The 19,905-nt window shown below is 63.7% G+C and carries 21 protein-coding genes; 9 read left to right on the top strand and 12 right to left on the bottom strand.

Annotation, left to right across the window (positions count from 1 at the left end; all coding sequences use genetic code 11):
- Positions 1–74: 74 nt before the first annotated feature.
- The 6 genes from AC1DS5_RS10585 (at position 75) to AC1DS5_RS10560 (ending at position 5,674) form a co-directional block, all read left to right on the top strand.
- On the top strand, positions 75–1,226 hold the full coding sequence (locus tag AC1DS5_RS10585; protein ID WP_477718203.1) for a CaiB/BaiF CoA transferase family protein: 1,152 nt from the start codon (positions 75–77) through the stop codon (positions 1,224–1,226).
- Between the two features lie 35 nt (positions 1,227–1,261).
- Positions 1,262–2,155 carry a dioxygenase family protein gene (locus AC1DS5_RS10580; protein WP_477718202.1) on the top strand — a complete coding sequence of 298 codons (894 nt, stop codon included), beginning with the start codon at positions 1,262–1,264 and terminating at the stop codon, positions 2,153–2,155.
- A 13-nt stretch (positions 2,156–2,168) separates the two neighbouring features.
- Positions 2,169–2,975, top strand: coding sequence for a citryl-CoA lyase (locus AC1DS5_RS10575; protein WP_477718201.1), 807 nt, complete (start codon positions 2,169–2,171; stop codon positions 2,973–2,975).
- A complete protein-coding gene (locus AC1DS5_RS10570) occupies positions 2,972–3,922 on the top strand; it encodes a Bug family tripartite tricarboxylate transporter substrate binding protein (RefSeq protein WP_477718200.1) in 951 nt (316 codons plus the stop codon). Before AC1DS5_RS10575 ends, AC1DS5_RS10570 begins: the two co-directional genes overlap by 4 nt.
- A 32-nt stretch (positions 3,923–3,954) precedes the next feature.
- On the top strand, positions 3,955–4,554 hold the full coding sequence (locus AC1DS5_RS10565) for a malonic semialdehyde reductase (RefSeq protein WP_477718199.1): 600 nt from the start codon (positions 3,955–3,957) through the stop codon (positions 4,552–4,554).
- 136 nt (positions 4,555–4,690) lie between these two features.
- The gene (locus AC1DS5_RS10560; protein WP_477718198.1) at positions 4,691–5,674 is read left to right on the top strand and encodes a Bug family tripartite tricarboxylate transporter substrate binding protein; all 984 of its coding nucleotides are present in this window, start codon (positions 4,691–4,693) and stop codon (positions 5,672–5,674) included.
- Positions 5,675–5,853: 179 nt separating this feature from the next.
- On the opposite strand, the gene AC1DS5_RS10555 is transcribed toward AC1DS5_RS10560, so the two are convergent.
- From AC1DS5_RS10555 to mltG, 6 genes are all read right to left on the bottom strand, one after another.
- Entirely contained in the window at positions 5,854–6,525 is a 672-nt protein-coding gene (locus tag AC1DS5_RS10555; protein WP_477718197.1) for an ankyrin repeat domain-containing protein, read from the bottom strand.
- Positions 6,522–7,319, bottom strand: coding sequence for a TatD family hydrolase (locus tag AC1DS5_RS10550; protein ID WP_477718196.1), 798 nt, complete (start codon positions 7,317–7,319; stop codon positions 6,522–6,524). Before AC1DS5_RS10550 ends, AC1DS5_RS10555 begins: the two co-directional genes overlap by 4 nt.
- Positions 7,320–7,457: 138 nt before the next feature.
- On the bottom strand, positions 7,458–7,838 hold the full coding sequence (locus AC1DS5_RS10545) for a PilZ domain-containing protein (RefSeq protein ID WP_477718195.1): 381 nt from the start codon (positions 7,836–7,838) through the stop codon (positions 7,458–7,460).
- A gap of 125 nt (positions 7,839–7,963) precedes the next feature.
- Positions 7,964–9,124: a DNA polymerase III subunit delta' gene (locus AC1DS5_RS10540; RefSeq protein WP_477718194.1), complete on the bottom strand. Its 1,161-nt coding sequence runs from the start codon at positions 9,122–9,124 to the stop codon at positions 7,964–7,966.
- Entirely contained in the window at positions 9,121–9,798 is a 678-nt protein-coding gene (gene tmk, locus AC1DS5_RS10535; RefSeq protein WP_477718193.1) for a dTMP kinase, read from the bottom strand. Before tmk ends, AC1DS5_RS10540 begins: the two co-directional genes overlap by 4 nt.
- A gap of 2 nt (positions 9,799–9,800) precedes the next feature.
- A complete protein-coding gene (gene mltG, locus AC1DS5_RS10530) occupies positions 9,801–10,808 on the bottom strand; it encodes an endolytic transglycosylase MltG (protein ID WP_477718192.1) in 1,008 nt (335 codons plus the stop codon).
- A gap of 86 nt (positions 10,809–10,894) precedes the next feature.
- Here mltG and ygfZ point away from each other — a divergent pair, with 86 nt between their 5' ends.
- Together ygfZ and AC1DS5_RS10520 are read left to right on the top strand one after the other, a co-directional pair.
- On the top strand, positions 10,895–11,848 hold the full coding sequence (ygfZ, locus tag AC1DS5_RS10525; RefSeq protein ID WP_477718191.1) for a CAF17-like 4Fe-4S cluster assembly/insertion protein YgfZ: 954 nt from the start codon (positions 10,895–10,897) through the stop codon (positions 11,846–11,848).
- A gap of 41 nt (positions 11,849–11,889) precedes the next feature.
- Positions 11,890–12,813 (top strand): NRDE family protein, encoded by a 924-nt coding sequence (locus tag AC1DS5_RS10520; protein ID WP_477718190.1) that lies wholly within the window; start codon positions 11,890–11,892, stop codon positions 12,811–12,813.
- A gap of 36 nt (positions 12,814–12,849) precedes the next feature.
- Here the strand turns inward: AC1DS5_RS10520 and AC1DS5_RS10515 are convergent, their stop codons facing one another.
- The 4 genes from AC1DS5_RS10515 to AC1DS5_RS10500 form a co-directional block, all read right to left on the bottom strand.
- Entirely contained in the window at positions 12,850–13,044 is a 195-nt protein-coding gene (locus tag AC1DS5_RS10515) for a hypothetical protein (protein ID WP_477718189.1), read from the bottom strand.
- A 158-nt stretch (positions 13,045–13,202) separates the two neighbouring features.
- Entirely contained in the window at positions 13,203–14,060 is an 858-nt protein-coding gene (locus AC1DS5_RS10510; RefSeq protein ID WP_477718188.1) for a YbgC/FadM family acyl-CoA thioesterase, read from the bottom strand.
- A 26-nt stretch (positions 14,061–14,086) separates the two neighbouring features.
- The gene (locus AC1DS5_RS10505) at positions 14,087–15,049 is read right to left on the bottom strand and encodes an alpha/beta hydrolase (RefSeq protein WP_477718187.1); all 963 of its coding nucleotides are present in this window, start codon (positions 15,047–15,049) and stop codon (positions 14,087–14,089) included.
- A complete protein-coding gene (locus AC1DS5_RS10500) occupies positions 15,049–15,915 on the bottom strand; it encodes a 2-keto-4-pentenoate hydratase (RefSeq protein WP_477718186.1) in 867 nt (288 codons plus the stop codon). The genes AC1DS5_RS10505 and AC1DS5_RS10500 overlap by 1 nt, the downstream gene beginning before the upstream one ends.
- A 96-nt stretch (positions 15,916–16,011) precedes the next feature.
- Here AC1DS5_RS10500 and AC1DS5_RS10495 point away from each other — a divergent pair, with 96 nt between their 5' ends.
- Complete coding sequence (locus tag AC1DS5_RS10495) at positions 16,012–17,148, top strand: iron-containing alcohol dehydrogenase (protein ID WP_477718185.1); 1,137 nt, start codon at positions 16,012–16,014, stop codon at positions 17,146–17,148.
- 68 nt (positions 17,149–17,216) lie between these two features.
- Here the strand turns inward: AC1DS5_RS10495 and argE are convergent, their stop codons facing one another.
- On the bottom strand, positions 17,217–18,434 hold the full coding sequence (argE, locus tag AC1DS5_RS10490; protein ID WP_477718184.1) for an acetylornithine deacetylase: 1,218 nt from the start codon (positions 18,432–18,434) through the stop codon (positions 17,217–17,219).
- A gap of 215 nt (positions 18,435–18,649) precedes the next feature.
- The gene (locus AC1DS5_RS10485; RefSeq protein ID WP_477718183.1) at positions 18,650–19,786 is read right to left on the bottom strand and encodes a phospholipase; all 1,137 of its coding nucleotides are present in this window, start codon (positions 19,784–19,786) and stop codon (positions 18,650–18,652) included.
- Between the last annotated feature and the right edge of the window lie 119 nt (positions 19,787–19,905).

The raw sequence follows: 19,905 nt of genomic DNA, 5'->3' as shown, positions 1-19,905 counted from the left end.
CACTACAGTTCGCTCCTATTCGGTGGCGGTTATGCAGTAGGTCCGCCACCACCACAAACAGAGGAGTACAAGCGGTGTTCAAAGTCCTCAGCGGCATCAAGGTGCTGGAGCAGGGAACCTTCATCACGGGGCCGGCGGCGGGCATGTTCCTGGCCGACCTCGGTGCCGAGGTCATCAAGATCGAGCAACCGGGTTCGGGCGACCCCTTCCGCGCGTTTCGCAATGGTCTGTACAGCCCCCACTTCCAGACCTACAACCGCAACAAGCGCAGCGTCACGCTCAATCCCAAGCTGCCCGAGGACGCGGCGGTGTTCGACGAGCTGGTCAAGGACGCCGATGTCTACATCCAGAACTTCCGGCCCGGCGCGGCCGAACGCCTGGGTGCCGGCGAGGCACGCTTGCGCGCCCTCAACCCGCGCCTGATCTACTGCGCCATCAGCGGCTTCGGCCAGACCGGCCCGGCCGCTGGCCGGCCGGCCTACGACACCGTGGCCCAGGCCGCCAGCGGCTTCCTCAAGCTGCTGGTCAACCCGGCCAACCCGCGCGTGGTGGGCCCGGCGCTGGCTGACGCGCTGACCGGCTTCTACGCCGCCTACGGCGTGCTGGGCGCGCTGGTCGAGCGCGGCCGCACCGGCCAGGGGCGCAGCGTGGAGGTGTCCATGCTGGAGGCCATGTGCCACTTCAACCTGGACGCCTTCACCCACTACTTTTCCGAGAACGAGATCATGGGGCCCTACAGCCGGCCCAGCGTCTCGCAGTCTTATGTGCTTGAATGCGCCGACGGCCTGTGGATTGCGCTGCATATGTCCTCGCCCGAGAAGTTCTGGCAGGGCCTGGCCAACGCCATCGAGCGCCCCGCCCTGTTCGAGGACCCGCGCTTCGCCACCCGCGACAGCCGCATCGCCCACCAGGAGGATCTGATCGCGCTGCTGGGCGGCATCTTCCGCCGCCATGACCGCGCCACCTGGTGCCAGCGCCTGCAGGCCCAGGACGTACCTCACGCGCCCATGTACGACACCCGCGAGGCGCTGGAGGACGAGCAGGTGCGCCACCTGCAGCTGGCGGTGGGCACGGCGCACCCCATGGGCGGCGAGTGGCGCACCATCCGCTCGCCCGTGAGCTACGACGGCGCGCGCGCCCTGGAGGTGAGCGCACCGCCCGTGCTGGGCGCGGACAACGGCGACATCGTCGAGCCCATACGGCGGCGGTTGAAGCAGGCGACCTGAACTTTTCCCCCAACCATAACGACGCGGAGACACCCATGAACCCATCGACCGAAGACGAACTGACCCAGGCCGTGCTGGAGCGCCTGAGCGGTGCCGACGACCCCCGCTTCGCGCTGATCATGCGCTCGCTGATCACCCACCTGCACGCCTTCGTCCGCGAGGTGGATCTCAAGCCCGACGAGTGGATGACCGGCATCCAGTTCCTGACCGCCGTGGGCCAAGCCTGCGCCGACAAGCGGCAGGAATTCATTTTGCTGTCCGACACGCTGGGCGCGTCCATGATGGTGGTGATGCTGGACCAGCTGCGCGCGGCCGCGCACGCCAAGGGCTGCCTGCGCATGACTGAGGCCACCGAAGCCACTGTGCAGGGCCCCTACTACTGGGAGGGTGCGCCGCAGGTGCCGCTGGGCGCCGACATTGCGCAAGGCGTCAACGGGGAACCCGCGTTCTACAGCGGCCGCGTCACCGATACCCACGGCCAGCCGCTCACGGGCGCGCTGCTGGACATCTGGTCCGGCGACGGCGACGGCGTGTACGACATGCAGGTCGAGGGCGGCGGGATGGCGGCGCGCGCGCGCATCCAGACCGACGCCGAAGGCCGCTACTGGTTCTGGTCCATCAAGCCCAGCTACTACCCGGTGCCCGTGGACGGGCCGGTGGGCCGCATGCTGGGCGGCATGGGCCGCCACCCCAACCGCCCCGGCCACATCCACATGAAAGTGTCGGCGCCGGGCCACGCGCCGCTCACCACCCACCTGTTCGTGGCCAACAGCCCCTACATTGACTCCGATGCCGTGTTCGGCGTGCGGCCCAGCCTGATCGTCGACTACGAAGCCCACCCCGCTGGCCGCGCACCCGATGGCCGCGAGATGGCGCGGCCCTACTGGTCGGCCCACTACGACTTCCGCCTCGAACCCCAAGCCAACTGATCAGGACATCCTCATGAAAATCGGCAAATCCACCGTCCCGCGCACCGCCATCTGCACGTCGGACGAACACACCATCGTCGTGCGCGGGCAGGACCTGTGCCAGGACCTGATCGGGCACTTGTCCTTCACCGACTATTTCTTCCTGCTGCTCACCGGCCGCCGGCCCGACGCGGCCTGCACCGCCGTGCTCAACGCCACGCTGGTGGCCATCGCCGAACACGGCCTGGTGCCCAGCGTGCAGGCCAGCCGCATGACCTATGCCGCAGCGCCCGATTCGCTGCAGGGTGCAGTGGCCGCCGGCATCCTGGGCTGCGGCTCGGTCATCCTAGGCGCATCCGAAACGGCGGGCCGGCTGTTCACCGACGTGGCCGCCCGCGTGGACGCGGGCGAGCCGCTGGATGCGGTGGCCGCCGAGACCATCCGCACGCTCAAGGCCGAACGCCGCGCCATCCCGGGCTACGGCCACCCGCTGCACAAGGCCAGCGACCCGCGCGTGGATCGCCTGATCGCCGTGGCCACCCAAGCCGGCGCCGACCTGCGCTACGTACGCATCGCCCAGGCGCTGGAGCGCGCCATTCCCGCCATCGTGGGCAAGGAGCTGCGCATGAACGTCTCGGCCGCCATTCCGGCGGTGCTGCTGGGCGTGGGCTTTCCCGTGACCTCGCTCAGGGGCGTTCCAATCCTGGCGCGCACGGCGGGGCTGATTGCCCATCTGGCCGAGGAGGCCGAGTCGCCCAGCGGCTTCGCGCTGTCCTACCAGGCCACGCGCGAACTGCAGTACGACGGCGACGTGCCCGACGGCTTCGGAGCAGCGGCATGAAGCGGCGCGCTCTGGTTACCGCCGCGCTGCTGGCTGCCGGCAGTGCCCTGGCGCAGATCAACGCCGCGCGCCCGCTGCGGTTGATCGTGCCCTTTGCCGCCGGCACCTCCACCGACGTGGTGGGCCGCTTGCTGGCCGACGCGCTGGGCAAGCAGCTCGCGCAGACGGTGATCGTGGAGAACAAGCCCGGCGCCGGTGGCGCCATCGGCAGTGAGCTGGCGGCCAAGTCCGGCGCGGACGGCCACACGCTGCTGCTGGGCACGGTGGGTACGCACGCCATCAACCCCTCGCTCTACAAGCGCCTGGCCTACCAGCCGCTGCGCGACTTCATGCCGCTGGGATTCGTCGGCGCCACGCCCACCTTGCTGGTGGTGCCCGCGGCCTCGCCCTGGAAATCGGTGACCGACCTCGGGCGGGCCGCAGGCAAGGACGTGAACTTCGCCTCCGCCGGCAACGGCACCTCGGGCCACCTCGCCGGCGAGCTGCTCAGCAACCGCCTGGGCAAGAACTTCGTGCACGTGCCCTACCGCGACGGCGCGCAGGCGCTGACCGAGTTGATGGCTGGCAACGTGCAGTTCATGTTCTACCACCCGGCCGCGGTGCTGCCCCACATCCGCGCGGGCAGGCTGCGCGCGCTGGGCGTTTCCAGCGCCCGGCGCAGCACCGCCGCGCCCGAGGTTCCCACACTGATCGAGCAGGGCGTGGCCGGCTTCGACCTGGTGGCCTGGTTCATGTTGTACGCCCCGGCCGACATGCCAGCCGCGCAGCGTGAGCGCCTGCGCGAGGCCACGCGCCAGGTGCTTGCCCAGCCCGAGGTGCACGACAAGCTCGCGGCCCAAGGCGTAGAGCTGTCCGAGATGGGCGCGGCCGAGATGGCCAGCTTCGGCGCGAGCGAAATCACCAAGTGGGGCGAGGCCGTGAAGCGGTCGGGCGCCCAGGTCGACTGACCCGTTGCCGCAGGATGACCATGAGCGCCACCATGAGTACTGAGCATGAGGCCCTGGACGAGGCGGCCATTGCCCGCCTTTTCACCGAGGCTCGTACCCACGGCCAGTTCGATCCGAGGCCCCTGCCCGTCGCGCTGCTGCAGCGGCTGTACGAATTGGCCAGTCTGGGGCCGACGTCCATGAACTGCCAGCCCGCGCGGTTTGTGTTCGTGACCAGCGAGGCCGGGCGCAAACACCTGCTGCCCCATGTGGCAGCCGGCAATCAGGCGAAGGTGCGTTCGGCGCCGGTGACCGTGATCGTGGCGCGCGACACCCGCTTCTACGAGTGGATGCCCGCGCTCTGGCACGCACCCGAAGCCCGGGAGAACTTCGAGCGCCAGCCCTCGCTAGCGCAGGCGACGTCCGTGCGCAATGCCACCTTGACCGGCGCCTATCTCATCGTCGCGGCCCGTGCGATGGGGCTGGCCTGCGGCCCCATGAGCGGCTTTGACGCCGAGGGGGTCAACCGCAGCTTTTTCAGCGATGGGCGCTGGCAGGTCGACTTCCTGATCAACCTGGGCTACCCCGCCGGACCACCCGGCCGTCCGCGAGGAAGCAGGCTCGGTTTTTCACAGGCCTGCGTGATCGCGTAACGCTGCAATGCAGTCCGCGATCTCAAGTCTCGAAAGGGGTATGCCATCGGTTCATTCAACACGATGCGAGTTCAGCTGTAGTTCAACCAAACCTGTTATTGATAAGCGGGCTTCGGTCCACGAGAGGAGACATCACATGCATAACATGCATCACATACACACGGGAATCAAGTTCTTTCTGGGTCTTTTCATGGGACTCTTGTGTGGTCTTGCGGGGGCCCAGAATCCGGATTGGCCGACCAAGCCCATCAAGATCGTGGTCGGGTTTGCCGCCGGCACACCGCCGGACATCTTCGCCCGCCTGTATGGCGACTACGCGTCCAAGAGGCTGGGCGTGCCGGTGGTGATCGACAACAAGCCGGGCGCTGCGGGCAACCTCGCCTCCGACACGGTGGCGAAGGCTGCGCCCGACGGCTACACATTCCTGTATAACCTGTCCACCGCCTTCACCATCAACCCATTCATCTACAGCAAGCTGCCGTTTGATCCCCAGAAGGACCTGGTGCCGGTGGCCACCACCATGCGCCAGGGCCTGGTGCTGATCGCCAAGCCGGGCATAGGTGTCAAGTCGGCCAAGGATCTGGTGGCCACTGCCAAGGCCAAGCCCAACACCATTTCGCACGCGTCCTATGGCGCCGGCAGCCCGTCGCACCTCATCGTTGAGTGGCTGAAGGAAGAAACCGGCATCGAGATGGTCCATGTGCCCTACCGGAGCAGCCCGGTGCCCGATGTGATGGGCGGCCAGATCGACACGGTGATGGAGCCCATCGCCACCGCCTTCCCGCTGATCAGCGGCGGCAAGGTGCAGGCGCTGGCCTACTCGGGTCCCAGCCGTTTCGCCACCTTGCCGGACGTGCCCACGCTGTCCGAGCTGGTGCCCGGCCTCACGATGATGTCCTGGCATGGCATCTGGGCGTCTGCGGCGACCCCGACCGCCATCGTCGACCGCGTCAATGCGGTGTTCGTCGAGGGCAGCAAGGATCCGAACATGCAAAAGCGCATCCGGGAGCTGAACAGTGAGCCCCTGGGCGTGACACGGGCAGAGATGGCTTCACTCGTGCGCCGTGATGCGGACATCTACAGCCGCATCGTCAAGTCCAAGAATATCCGGGTCGATTGACCTCACTGCTGGTTGTCGTTCATGCCGCGAACGCACCACGGGCGCACCACCATGAGGCGCATAAATCCCCAGCAAGCGTTTGCAGCACATTGTTGCCCAGGAGCTGCAAGGGGACTGACTAGCCGTCCCCCGGTACCAGCGCCCGGCGGATCGCATGAGCATGGAGCAAACCAAGCGCTTCACCATTGGCCGGCAGGCCGCTTGCCACGTATGGCCGCTGCGATGGCATCGGCTGAATCCGCCCGGTTGCCGCGTTGGGCGAACTGCAGTGCGGTCAGGCCTTGCTGGTTTTTGAGTTGCGGGTCGGCACCTTCCTGCAGCAACAGCTTGACGGCCGCGGGCGTCCCGTACATGGCGGCCATCATCAGGGGCGTGCTGCCGTTGGGTGATTCGGCATCGATGTAGGCGCTGTTCTCAAGCAGCAGGCTGATGATGGCCAGGTGCCCGCTGCTGGCGGCGTAATGCAAGGGCGTCCAGCCGGTCTTGTTGATGTCGGCGCCCTTTTTGATCATCCTGGCAGCCAGATCCTGTTGGCCTTTGAGCGCTGCCATCATGAGCGGACTTTCGTCCTTGGCGTTCAGGACGTTGACATTGGTCTTGGGCCAGTCAATCAATACCTGTGCGGCTTTGGGCGAAGGTTCGCGAAGCGCGAGGTATAGGCCGTGCAGTCCTTTGGGGTCAATGGTATTGGCGTCAAAACCGCGCGCCAGGAGCTCCTTGATCTTGCCGGAATCATCTTGTTTGATAGCGACGAAAAAATCATCGTACGATCCGGCGAAGGCAATATTAAATCCAATAAAAACAAGTAGGTATATTGCTTTTTTAATGTAATTTATGAGGTATTTTTTCATGCAACCACCCCGGTAAAGAGTTGCTCAAAGTTATGGCTGGTGGCTTCGGCAATGGCCTGCACCGGCTGCTGCTTCAGCTCGGCAATCTGCTGCGCCACAAACGGGACATAAGACGGGTTATTTGTTTTGCCGCGGTAAGGAACCGGTGCGAGGTAGGGGCTGTCGGTCTCGATCAACAGGCGGTCCAGCGGAACAAACTGGGCAACTTCGCGCAAATCGCCGGCATTCTTGAAGGTCAGGATCCCGGAGAACGAGATGTAGAACCCAAGATCGAGCGCTGCACGCGCCACCGCCCGGGTTTCCGTGAAGCAATGAAAAACGCCCGTGGCGCACCCTGCCTGCCCGGCCTGGCCGCCCTCTTCTTTCAGGATGGCTATCGTGTCGTCCGAGGCGCTGCGGGTATGAATGACCAGCGGTTTGCCGGTCTGCCGCGCCGCGCGGATGTGTACCCGAAAGCGCTCGCGCTGCCATTCCATATCGGCCACGGTGCGGTCCCCCAGCCGGTAATAGTCGAGGCCGGTTTCGCCGATGCCCACCACCTTGGGCAGGGCTGCGCGCTCGAGCAGGTCATCAAGGCTGGGTTCACGCACATCTTCGTTGTCGGGGTGCACGCCCACGGTGGCCCAAAAATTGTCATAGCGGGTGGCCAGCCCATGGACGGTATCGAACTCTTCCAGCGTGGTGCAAATGCACAGCGCCCGGTCGACCCGGGCGTCCTGCATAGCCTGGCGAATCTGCGGCAACTGCGCCTGGAGCTCTGGAAAGCTCAGGTGGCAATGAGAATCTGTGAACATTCAGAAAAACCGTTTGATGAAGAGAACCACCTGAAGCGCCAGCAAAACGGGCGCAGGTAGCTATTAAAACTATTAAAAATATGGCGGGCCGCAAGACCCCTGCTGGTTTGGAGGTTGAAAACCCCGACTGGCAGGCGTTTAAATGGTCTGTGTCGGCCTGTCCGAGGCGAGATGGGCGCCCAGGATTTCTTCAATCTTGATCTTGAGCAGGCGCGATTTCTCGTCAGAGGGAAAGCGCACGCCCACGCCCTGGGTGCGGTTGCCCGCCGCGCGCGCCGGCGTGACCCAGGCCACCTTGCCGGCCACTGGATAGCGCTGGATATCTTCCGGAAGCGTCAGCAGCACATAGACATCATCACCCAGCTTGTACTCGCGCGCCGTGGGAATGAACACGCCACCCTCCTTGAACAGCGGAATGTACGCGGCATAAAGTGCCGCCTTTTCCTTGATGGCCAACTGAACGACACTGGGGCGGGCCGTGGCTGCTGCAGGCGAACTGGCGGAGGGTGTTGTACTCATGGCGTTAGTGTAGTGTTGCCCGCTTGCAGGCACAAATAAAACCAGTGACCTGTTGTTCAAGGCCCCCGCCTGGTGGGGCGAGCAGGAGGCCAGTTGCCGTTGCCACCTTTGCCGCCCGGCCTGGACTATTTTGAGTTGAGCGCCAGTTGGGCCCGGCTGGCCAGCGACTCCAGCATCAATCCCGGGTTGTAGGGATGCTCCACGGTCCGTGCTGTGACGGCCAGTTCCCTGGACCAGCTGGCCAGTGCATAAAGACCCGGCCCGGGTGCGGGGGTGCTGCCCGGTTTGCCGGCAACCGGCTCCGGCAGGTCTTCGGTACTGAAAAATCGCGGAGCTGCGCCCATCCGGACAGCCAGAACGTCATGGCAGAGCTTCTGCAAGGCATCGACGACCTGAGCCGGCGACCAGTTCGCCAGCGCGCTGACATCACCGCGAGCCATTGCCCTGGGCAGGCTTTGCCAATGCCGGGCCGCCTCGCTTGGGGCGCCATTCTGCGCCCAGGCCAGGGCATCGGCGGGACGCCCCCCGGCCGCCACCAGCAATGTTTGCAGATCGGCGGCGTCTGGAGACGCGGCCGGCCGGGCCCCTTTCCTGGTACTGCCCTCGCCTTCGCCCGGGCTGGCAGCCTCTTGCTGGAGCCAGGCAGAGGCCTGCGCAAAATCCGGCCAAAGCATGCTGTGGCCGAGGCAGCGGCTGCGGATGGTGGGCAACAACTGGTGGGCCGCATCGGTTGCAAGAATGAATTTGACGGGCCCGGGCGGCTCTTCCAGCGTTTTGAGCAGGGTGTTGGCCGTGATGTGGTTCATGCGCTCGGCCGGAAATACCAGCACGACTTTGGTCGTGCCGCGCGAACGCGTGAACTGGGTGAAAGACACAGCCTCCCGCGCCGCATCCACCTTGATTTCCTTGCTGGGCTTGCGTTTCTTGCTGTCCAGCTCGTCCTGTGTTTTTTCGTCCAGTGGCCAGCCCAAGGCCAGCGACAGGGTTTCAGGCACCAGCAGGCAGAGGTCCGCGTGGGTATGCACGTCCACCGCGTGGCAGCTACCGCAATGACCGCAAGCGCCCTGTGGAGTGGGTTGTTCGCACAACCAGGCGCGGGCCAGTGCCTGCGCCAGCTCAAACTGGCCCAGCCCTGAGGGGCCGCTGAGCAGCCAGGCGTGGCCGCGCTGGGCCAGCAGGCTCTCCAGCTGGGTCTGCAGCCAGGGCGCCAGAGGTACTTTTTTGACCACGGTATTTACGGTATTGCCGGTATTTGCCTCACTGATGGCGTCACTGGCATCACTCATGCCAGCCATCCTTTGGCAACAAAGACCTGCCGCACCGCCTGCCAGACCACCTCGCGCGGTTGCGAGGCATTTATCCGGGCAAAGCGCTCCGGATGACCTTGCTGGCGGTCGGCATAGCCTTTCGCCACGCGACGGAAAAACTCCAGCGGTTGGGCTTCAAACTTGTCGGGCACGCGTGCGCTTTGCAGCCGCAGGGCGGCTTCTTCGGGCGGCAGGTCAAACCAGACCGTGAGGTGAGGTTCGATGACTGTCTCGACTTCAGGCTTCATGGGAAAGTTGCCGGCCGGATCGCCCAGCAGCCCTTCGTCGGACTGCACCCACTGCTCCAGCGTGGCCAGCACAGCCAGGTCAAAACCACGTCCGGCCCCCTGGTAGGCAAAGGTGGCATCGGTGAAGCGGTCGCACAGCACAACGTCGCCGCGCACCAGCGCCGGCGCGATCACGCGCACGAGGTGGTCGCGCCGGGCCGCAAAAATCAGCAGCGCCTCGGTCAGCGAATCCATGGCATCGTTCAATACCAGGTCGCGCAGCTTTTCGGCCAAGGGGGTACCCCCGGGTTCACGCGTCAAGGTCACGGCCCGACCCTGCGCCCTGAAGGCGTCAGCCAGTCCTGCAATATGCGTGGACTTGCCCGCACCGTCTATGCCTTCAAAGCTGATGAACAGGCCATGCATGTTTATTGACCCCGTATATATTTATTGACGGCACGGTTGTGCTCGTCCAGGCTGGCGCTGAATTGGCTGCTGCCGTCGCCCCGGGCAACAAAATAAATCGCCTGGGTCGCCGCCGGGTGCACTGCGGCCATTAAAGCGGCTTTGCCGGGCATGGCGATCGGCGTGGGGGGCAAGCCAGCCCGGGTATAGGTGTTGTAAGGGCTATCCGTCAGCAGGTCGCGCTTGCGCAGGTTGCCGTCAAATTGCGGGCCCAGGCCATAAATCACGGTGGGGTCTGTCTGCAGCATCATGCCAAGGCGCAGGCGATTGGTGAAGACGCCGCCAATCTGGGGACGATCGGAAGGTTTGCCGGTTTCTTTCTCCACAATGCTTGCCAGGATCAGGGCCTCCGCCGGTGTTTTGAGTGGCGTGTCCGGATTGCGTTGGGCCCAGGCGGCTTCCAGCCGCTTGTCCATCGCGCGGGCGGCGCGCTTAAGCACGGACAGGTCGCTGGCCCCCTTGGCGTAGGTATAGGTGTCCGGAAAAAACCGGCCTTCCGGGTGCAGGCCCGGCCGGCCCAGTTGTTCCATGATGGCTTCCGGGCCCACCCCGAGCGTATCGGGCGCCAGACTCTCTGCTTTTTGCAGCGCTGTACGGACCTGGGCGAAAGTCCAGCCCTCAACCAGCGTGACGCTTTTGAGCGTTTCCTCGCCGCGCACCAGCATGCTCAGCAATCGGCGAGGTGTGGTACCCGGCACCAGCTCATAGCTGCCGGCCTTGATCTGCCGGGCCTGCCCCGAGAAACGGAACCACGCATGCAGCAGCACCACAGGCACCTGGGCGCCGCTGTCCGCTACCACCTGCGCAACACCACTGGCGGGTGTGCCCGGCTCGATTTCGAGGTCCAGCACCTGGGTGCCGGGGACAAGCCGCAACGGAATCGGTTCATGCAGCCACCACAAAGCCGCACCAAACAACAGCAGGGCGCCGGCAAATACCAAAATCAGCAAACTTGTAAAGACACGACGCACAACCCGGCTACCTTTTCCACACTGGAACCCAAGAACACAGGGCTATGATAATTCAGGCCATCCCCACAACCACTCCAACAGCCCCCATGACCCTGTCTACAACTGCCACCGAAATTTCCATGTCCGTCTCAGGAGTGGCCGACCTGACGCACCTGGGCGTGATTCGTGTGGCTGGCGAAGATACTGTGAAGTTCCTGCAGGGCCAAGTGACTCAGGACGTGGCCCTATTGAGCCTCTCAGAGGCCCGACTGGGCGCCTTTTGCAATGCGAAAGGCCGCATGCAGGCCAGCTTTGTGATTTTCAAGCGCAGCCCCGAGGAGGTCCTGCTGGTGTGCAGCCGCGACATTTTGCCGGCCACACTCAAGCGCCTGTCGATGTTCGTCCTGCGCGCCAAGGCCAGGCTTAGCGATGCCACCGCCGAGTTCACCTTGTACGGCGTGGCGGGAAATGCCATTGAATTGATCGTTGGTGGCAACCGCCCTGTCTGGACAAAGTCCGACATTGGCGATGCCAGCCTGGTGTTTTTACACCCCGGTGCCGGCCAGCCGCGCGCGCTCTGGTGCGCACCCGCCGGCTCGCCCCGCCCCGAGGGCTCGTCCCTGGACATTGCACGCTGGAACTGGCTGGAGGTGCAATCCGGTATTGCCATGATCACCCAGCCGATTTTTGAGGCCTTTGTACCGCAAATGCTCAACTACGAATCCGTGGGCGGCGTGAACTTCAAGAAAGGCTGCTACCCCGGGCAGGAGATCGTGGCACGCAGCCAGTTTCGCGGCACGCTGAAAAGGCGGGCCTACCTGGCACATACCACCGGCGTACCGGCAGTCGGACAAGAGGTGTTTCACGCCTCGGACGCCGAGCAACCCTGCGGTCTGGTGGCCGCCTCCGCAGCCAACCCCTCGGGAGGTTTTGATGCCATTGTGTCTATGCAGACGTCAGCCGCCGCCGATGCGGGTGAGGGGCGCCTCACGCTGGGAAGTGCCGCGGGTGCGCCGCTGGCACTGCTGCCACTGCCCTACCCGCTGCTCGAAGATATCTGAATTGTTCCTCGCGATTCGCCAGGAAATTTAAAGGTTTTACCGTGTGCCTGATCGCATTTGCCATCAACGCCTCTGCCCGCTGGCCGCTGGTGATCGCTGCCAACCGCGATGAGTATCTGGACCGTCCGAGCCTGCCGCTGGCCCGCTGGACAAATGCTTCCGGACAGGAAATCATTTCGGGCCGCGACCTGCATGCCGGTGGAACCTGGCTGGGCATGACATCCGGCGGGCGGATGGCGTTTCTGACCAATGTACGCGAAGGTCGTCCGCAAGCCGCACCGCGCTCCAGGGGTGAGCTGGTGATGCGCTGGCTGGAAACGGACTGCGAGGCCGGCGACTTTATCAATGAGTTGGAAAAAGACGGTGCAGCCTACGGCGGATTCAATCTTGTGCTGGGTGATTTTCAGCGGGATGCGTGGACCTGGGTGACCAACAAGACAGCCGCGTTCCGGGCCATGGCCAATTCGCGCTGGCATGCCCAGCCGCTGCAAGCGGGCGTTTATGGACTCTCGAATGCGGCACTGGACACGCCATGGCCAAAAACCATAGAGCTGAAGCAGACCCTGGCCACGGCCCTGGCGGCCAGCTCCGATGCGCATCAGCCGGAGGCACTGCTGGCGCCACTGTGGGCGGCCCTGGACAATCGCCAGCGCGCCCCTCTTGCCAGCCTTCCTGCAACCGGCGTGCCGTTGCTCATTGAGGAGGCCTTGTCCAGCGCCTTTGTGGATTTTCCCGAAAACGCTTATGGCACACGCTCCAGCACGGTGTTGCTCGCCAGCGCCGCTGGCCATGGCCATGGCCATGGCAAAGGCAAAGGCAAAGGCGAAAGGCGCTGGGATCTGCAGGTGGAGGAACGAACGCATGCCCGGGCAGACGCGCAAGCCACGACCAATGCGTCCAGGCACCCCGCCGGCCATTCGCTGGCCAGCAGCTACCAGATGACCTGGTTGCAAGCGGGTGTTTAGAGCCTGGAGATTAGAGATGGGGTAGAGACGGGGAAATTAGAGACGGGGAAGATAGGCCGCGGGGATTCTTTGCCGGACCGCTTCCCTCGCATGGTTCGGTGCGGCCTCAAGGGCGGCCCGGTAAGACGCCAGAGCCCTGGCCTCTTCCTTTTTCTGCGCAGCGTAGAGATCGCCCAGCTTGAGCAGCCCGTCAATCAGCTGGTCGGGCCAACCCTGGTTTCGCAATTCCATGGCCTGGGGATGCGCCGGCTATCTTCCGTTTGTTCCTTGTCATGGGCAAGGCTGGTCGGAGCTGGTCGGAGTTGGTAGTTGTGGTCGAAGGCGGAAAACCATCCAGACAAAACGCTGCTGATTTGCTGGCGATTTGTGGATGATTTACCAGACCCGAATCAAAGCATCCTGACCATTTCAAGGTGTGCAATGCCCACCTCTTCGAAGGGCTCCCCACGCGGCGCAAAGCCCAGGCGCCGGTAAAAACCTTCGGCACTGCGCTGGGCGTGCAGCACGATTTCGGTATCACCCCGGCTTTTGGCGGCGTCCATCAGTGCGCGAAGAATCTCTTGCCCAATATGCGAACCCCGCAGCACCCGGTGAACCGCCATGCGGCCTATCTTGCCCACGCCGTTCGCATGCCTGATCAGCCGCCCCGTGGCGACGCCCTGCCCCATTGCGTTGTAGGCCACCGCGTGCACGGCTGTGCCGTCGGCCTCGTCCCATTCCATCTCCGGCGCAATGCCCTGCTCCTGCACAAACACGGCGGTTCGCAGTTTGGCGGCGTCCGTGCCCAGGGCGGCCCAGTCGCCCACGCGGACGTCAATCATGGCCTCGCCAGCCTCAAAGCGGCTCAGCAAGGTGCGAAGTGCATCCGGTACCGGTTTGGATGTTTGCGATGCGGGGTCTGCAAACACATAAATCAGCTCGCTGGTGACGAGCAATTCGTCGCCCCGGAAAATCGCGCCGGAAAAAGTCATGGACGAATTGCCAACGCGCGCGCATTTGAGCGCCACTTCCAGCGTGTCGTCAAAGCGCGCCGACCCGTGGTATTCGACGCTGGATTTTTTGACATAGAGATCGCCGCCGAGCTGCTGCATGGCCTCTTCGTAAGGCAGGGCCAGCGCGCGCCAGTAGTCAGAAATCGCCGTATCGAAATACATCAGGTAATGCGCGTTGAACACGATTTTCTGCATGTCCACTTCCACCCAGCGCACACGCAGGCGGTGAAAGAAACGAAAGTCTTGACGTTTCATACTCGTTTCATGTCCAAAAATTCCGGTTAAGAAACCTGCCCAAAAGCACGCCGGATGGCCTGCGCCGCATCGGCATGCGCCTGCCGGGCCTCGGGAATGACTCGCCCCATCTTGATGAACTCATGCGTGACGCCGCGGTAGATCTCCAGGTCCACCGGCACGCCGGCCATGCGCAGCCTGTCGGCGTACATCACACCTTCATCGACCAGGGGGTCGCATTCGGCGAGCCCGACCCAGGCGGGCGCCACGCCATCCACGTCGGGGGTGTTCAACGGCGCAAAGCGCCAGTCGTCGCGGTCGGCGGGGCTTCGCACGTATTGGTTGAAAAACCAGGTGATATGGGGTTCTTCCAGCACAAAGCCTTGCGCAAACTTGTGGTGCGAGGGGGTGTCCTGATGGGCGGCGCAGCCCGGGTAAAACAGCAGCTGCAGGGCCAGAGGCAGACCCGCATCCCGCGCGAGCACCGCGCACATGGTGGCCAGGGTACCGCCGGCGCTGTCACCGCCTACCGCAATGCGCGAGTGGTCAATGCCTTTGCGGGCGCCATGGGTGGCAATCCAGTGGAATGCATCCCAGGCATCGTCGCTGGCAACCGGAAACCTGTGTTCCGGCGCCAGGCGGTAATCGACCGAAATCACCGCACAACCCGCAAGATGGCTGAGCTGGCGACACAGCACATCGTGCGTGGCAATCCCGCCGATGGTGAACCCACCGCCGTGAAAGTACACCAGCACCGGCAGCAGATCGCTGGAAGGCGCATACAGCCGCGCTGCAATCGTGTGGCCATCGCGGGCAGGCAACGTGAAATCCTCCACCCGCGTCAGCCGGGGTGCGGGAATCTCCAGCACATCGGCACCCGCGGCATAGGCCGCGCGCGCCTGCTGGGGCGTGAGCGTATGAAACGGCGGACGGTCGGCCTTAGCCATGCGGCGCAGCACGTCCCGCATGGCGGGCGTCAGCAGCGTGTGGGGGGCGCCCGAATTCCGCATTATTTGAAAGACACCCAGACAGGTTGCGCACCCGGCAAGCCCCGGTAAGTTACCGTGGCTTTCAGGCCCGGTTTAGGCGGCAGCAGCGGCGAAAACGAGCCCAGGCTGATCAGCTCGCCGGGCTTCATCGCCAGACCCTCTTTGGCCAGGGCGCCCGCAAGCCAGACCACGGCATTGAGCGGATGCTCCAGAACGTCTGCCCCGACGCCTTTGCCAAGCTCGGCGCCGTTATCGTCAGTCAGCACCACCGTCATGTCACGTAAGGCGTCCAGCATTGCATAACGCTCGGCGCGCGTCACCGGCACGGCAAGCGGTGTACCTGCCACGCCCAGCCGGGCCCCGACATTGATGGCGCTGATCGCAGGCCCATTCAGTTTGGGCGGCGCCTGGACCACCAGATCGGGCAATTCGATAAAAGGGATGACCTGGTCGATGGCCTGCAGCACATCCATGGGCGTCCTGGCCTGGTTAATGGCTGCACTTTTGACCCGCACCAGCATGTCCGCCTCAAACAGCGGGCGGGCGCCAAACGCAGCCTCCACCTGGGAGCCACTGGGCAACAGCATGCCCTGATACAGCTTGCCCCAGACGGGCTGGTCATGGTTGAAGCGTTTTTGCACCGCCGGATTCGTTAGACCGGCCTTGTAGCCAATGACCTTTCCGTAGCGTTTTTCAAGCAGCGCATTGAGCTTGGCGCGGCTGCATGCACCGTCGGCCTCATTCAGGCCCTCCGGGGTGGCGGCCGGGGTTTTCGCGGCGATTTTTTCCGCCATGTCGCCTACCTGGGCATCGCTCAGGCACTCGGCTCCGGCAGTAAGGCCGACGATCATCAGGGTGGCCGCGATCAGGGTTTGCTTGCAACTCATGTGTGCCTCCAGCCAGTAAAGTAGCGTTAATCAAGTAACGTTAAACCAGTTTGCAAAATCACACCCGCATCGTACAACGCAGAAAGACAGCAAAACATGGCCCTTATTTACTACGTTACCCAGATCCAGTTTGAATTTGGCGCGGTCAAACTGCTCAAGCAGGAGTGCGAGCGCGTGGGCATCACCCGGCCCTTGATCGTGACCGACCCGGGTGTCAAAGCGGCAGGTATTTTGCAAAAAGCGCTCGACGCCCTGCCCGGCATCGCGGTCACGGTATTCGACCAGACGCCCTCCAACCCCACCGAAGCGGCGGTGCGCGCGGCAGCCGCGCTCTACAAGGCCGGCGGCTGCGATGGCCTGATCGCCGTGGGCGGCGGCTCGGCCATTGACTGCGCCAAGGGCGTGGCCATTGCGGCCACACACGAGGGCCCCCTGACCACTTACGCCACCATCGAAGGCGGTTCCCCGAAGATTTCGGATCGCGTCGCTCCGCTGATCGCCGTGCCCACCACCAGCGGCACCGGCAGCGAGGTGGCACGCGGCGCGATCATCATCGTCGACGATCACCGCAAGCTCGGTTTTCACTCCTGGCACCTGGTGCCCAAGACGGCCATTTGCGACCCCGAACTCACGCTGGGCCTGCCGGCCATGCTGACCGCCGCCACCGGCATGGACGCGATTGCGCACTGCATGGAAACCTTTATGTCGCCAGCCTTCAATCCGCCGGCCGACGGCATCGGGCTGGACGGCCTGGAGCGGGGCTGGTCGCATATCGAGCGTGCCACGCGCGACGGCGGCGACCGCGAGGCGCGCCTGAACCTCATGAGCGCCTCCATGCAGGGCGCGATGGCTTTTCAGAAAGGCCTGGGCTGCGTCCATTCCCTCAGCCACAGCCTGGGCGGCGTCGACCCGCGGCTGCACCATGGCACGCTCAATGCCATGTTCCTGCCGGCGGTGGTGCGTTTCAATGCCAGTGCCGAGTCAGTCCAAAAAGAGCACCGGCTGGACCGCATGGCCCGTGCCATGGGCTTGCGATCCGGCGGTGACATTCCCGACGCGATCAAGGACATGAATGCCCGCCTCGGCCTGCCCACAGGCCTCGCCGCCATGGGCGTGCAGCGCGACTGGTTTGACCGCGTCATCGTGGGCGCGCTCGCCGATCACTGCCACAAGACAAACCCGCGCCTGGCAAGTGCCGAGGAATACAGGGAGATGCTGGAAACGTCGCTTTAGCGCATGACACCGGCACCACGGTCAGCGCCCTGCGGCCAGCACCTGCCAGCACCCGGATGAATGGCCGCTCAGACGGTCTTTCCGGGTGCCGAATCAGATTCCGATTCCGATTCAATCAGGCGCAGCATGAATGCTTCGCATTGCGCAATTTGTTCGAGGGTGGCAAATTCGTTCGGACGGTGGGCCTGCTCGATATTTCCGGGGCCGCAAATCACCGTGGGTATGCCGGCCTGCTGGAACAGCCCGCCCTCGGTGCCGTACGAGACTGCGCCATTCGGTTTGTTGCGTGCCAGGGAGGCTGCCAGCTTGACGATGGCTGCGCTTTCTTGCGTGCTCATGCCTGGCGCGGAAGCCAGCATGTCAAACTGGATGGCGGCATTCGGCTCGACCCGCTTCATTTCCGGCAACAGGGTCGCCGCGAAGTCCTGGATTTCCTGGTACAGCCGGTCCGCTGAGGCGCCCGGCATGGTACGCGCCTCAAACTGAAACTCGCAATCCCTGGGCACAATGTTCGATGCCAGCCCGCCTTTGATGGTGCCGGTCTGCAGCGTGGTGAACGGCACGGTGAACGAATAATCACGACTCTCGAGCTGGGCCAGCCGGTCCGCCATCTGGCGGATATAGACAATGATGCGGGCGGCATATTCAATCGAATTGACGCCCTGCGTGGTGTAGCTGGAGTGCGCTTCGCGGCCCGTGATGCAGCAGCGAAAGCGGTGCGTTCCCTTGTGCGCAATGATCGGCTGCATCAATGTGGGTTCACCGACGATGCAACCGGCGGTCTTCAGGCCCATCTCCGTCAAATCCTTGATCAGGCTGCGCACGCCAATACAGCCCACCTCCTCGTCATAAGACAGGGCCAGGTGCAGCGGCGCATCCGCCTTGGCGGCAAGGAATTTCGGCGCCACGACCAGCGCAGCGGCTATATAGCTTTTCATATCGGCGACGCCGCGGCCGAACAGCTTGTCGCCGATCAGCGTTGCCTGGAATGGATCAGTATCCCAGGCTTGGCCATCGACCGGCACCACGTCGGTATGCCCAGACAGCACCAGACCCGGCCGACTGCCCGCGCCCAGCGTAGCAAACAGATTGGCCTTCTTGCCGGTCGCATCGTAAGTCAGCCGTGACTTGACGCCCATCTGCGCAAGGTAATCGCGGGTCCACTCAATCAGCCCAAGATTCGAATCGCGCGACACGGTCGGAAATGCGATCAGGCGTTCAATCATGGCCATCAGTTCGGCAGATGGCTGTTTTTCACTGGTCGTCGTATCGGTTGGGGTGCTCATGATCGATTGCCTTCAATAGGAAACATGCTGGCGGACAACCCCTTGGGGAATGTTGGTCGGGGGTCAGGAGCCAAGAGTGTCAGCGCTGACGCGGACGGCCTCGGCGCCTGCCCCGCTACGGACATGATACCCACTGGGGCGGGAAATGCAGAATCCCGCTGGCAGCAATGGCGATGAACAGCTGAACCGGCTTGAATACAACAGGCCGACGAAAATTAAAGGCTGCTGACCAGTGTCATGTCCGGCCGCACCAGCCAGGCCTGCCACTCATCCGCCAGTTGCTGGCTCGCTGCAGTCGCCCTGCTCCACGCCTTCATCCTCGCCTGAAGATCGGCGCCATAGTGCAGGAAATCTGTCCGGTCGGGGAGTTTTCCGTTGGGCAGCGTTTTGATCCACTGCGGGTCGGGCGCAAGCAGCACCATGTTGTCAAGAAAATGCGTGGCTTTATGCCGCCACTTCAGGCCCTTGTCGAGCCAGCCCGGCACCACGGCTTTCTGGAAGTGGGGGTACAGCACCAGGCCGGTTTGTGCTGAGGGTTCAGAGCTGTTTTGCCCCTTGGCTCGTGTCTTATCTTCACCGCCTGCTATGAAATCAGAAGCATAGTTCAGGTGCAGATGGTAGTCCGTGATGCCGCCGTCCCAGTAGGCGCCAGGCGGCGCGCCGGGAATGTTGTGGACCGAATTGAGCATGAAGGGGATGGAGCAACTGGCCTGCAGCGCCGGATTGAAGTTCGCTTCATTGAGCGCTACCTGGCGTGTCCGGTAATCGCTGGTGGCAAATGGCAAGGGTGCTCCCTGGCTGGAAAACACCACCCGCTCCAGCCATGCGCCCATGGCCTTGCGATGCACGGTGTTGGTCACGAAGGCGCCCAGATAACCGAGCGGGGTGCGCAAATGGTGCTCACGCCCGAGCAGGTGGCGGCCGCGTGACGTCACGATGTGCAGCTTGTAGCGCGGGTGCTGCAGCACCTCCTGCAATCGGCCACCGTAGAAGTCCTCGAGGCTCTGGCTGAACTGCTCGCTGACAAGCTGCGCATTGGGTCGCTTCTGGCCCGGCTGCACCTCAAAGTGCTGCCGGATATAGCCACTCTCCAGGCGCTGGAAGGCTTGCACCGGATCATTCAGACATGCGGTCGCCATGCGCCACGCGCCTATCGAGGCACCCACCAGATGCACCGGCTGCGAGCTGGAGACCAGCCAGTCGCCAAAAATAAAACGGTCCAGCGGCCCGAGCACCAGGCCCTTTGGCCCGCCGGCCGCAGCAGGCACCACCCGCACGTCCTGCGGGCGCAGGCCGTGTTGCTCAATGTGCCGGCGAGCCTGCGGACCGGCGTAAAGGCGAAGGGCTCTCATGGGATGTCTTTGACGGGTATCACCGTTTTGTCATGCCGCCTACAGTGTGAGACATGAAGGCTGCTATGCAATTAATAGCAACAACAAATAGCGAATAACGGCCCCAGAGAAATCCTGAT

It is taken from the genome of Polaromonas sp. P4_H1 (genome assembly GCF_056400945.1).
This window is presented reverse-complemented; position numbering and strand designations above follow the sequence as displayed.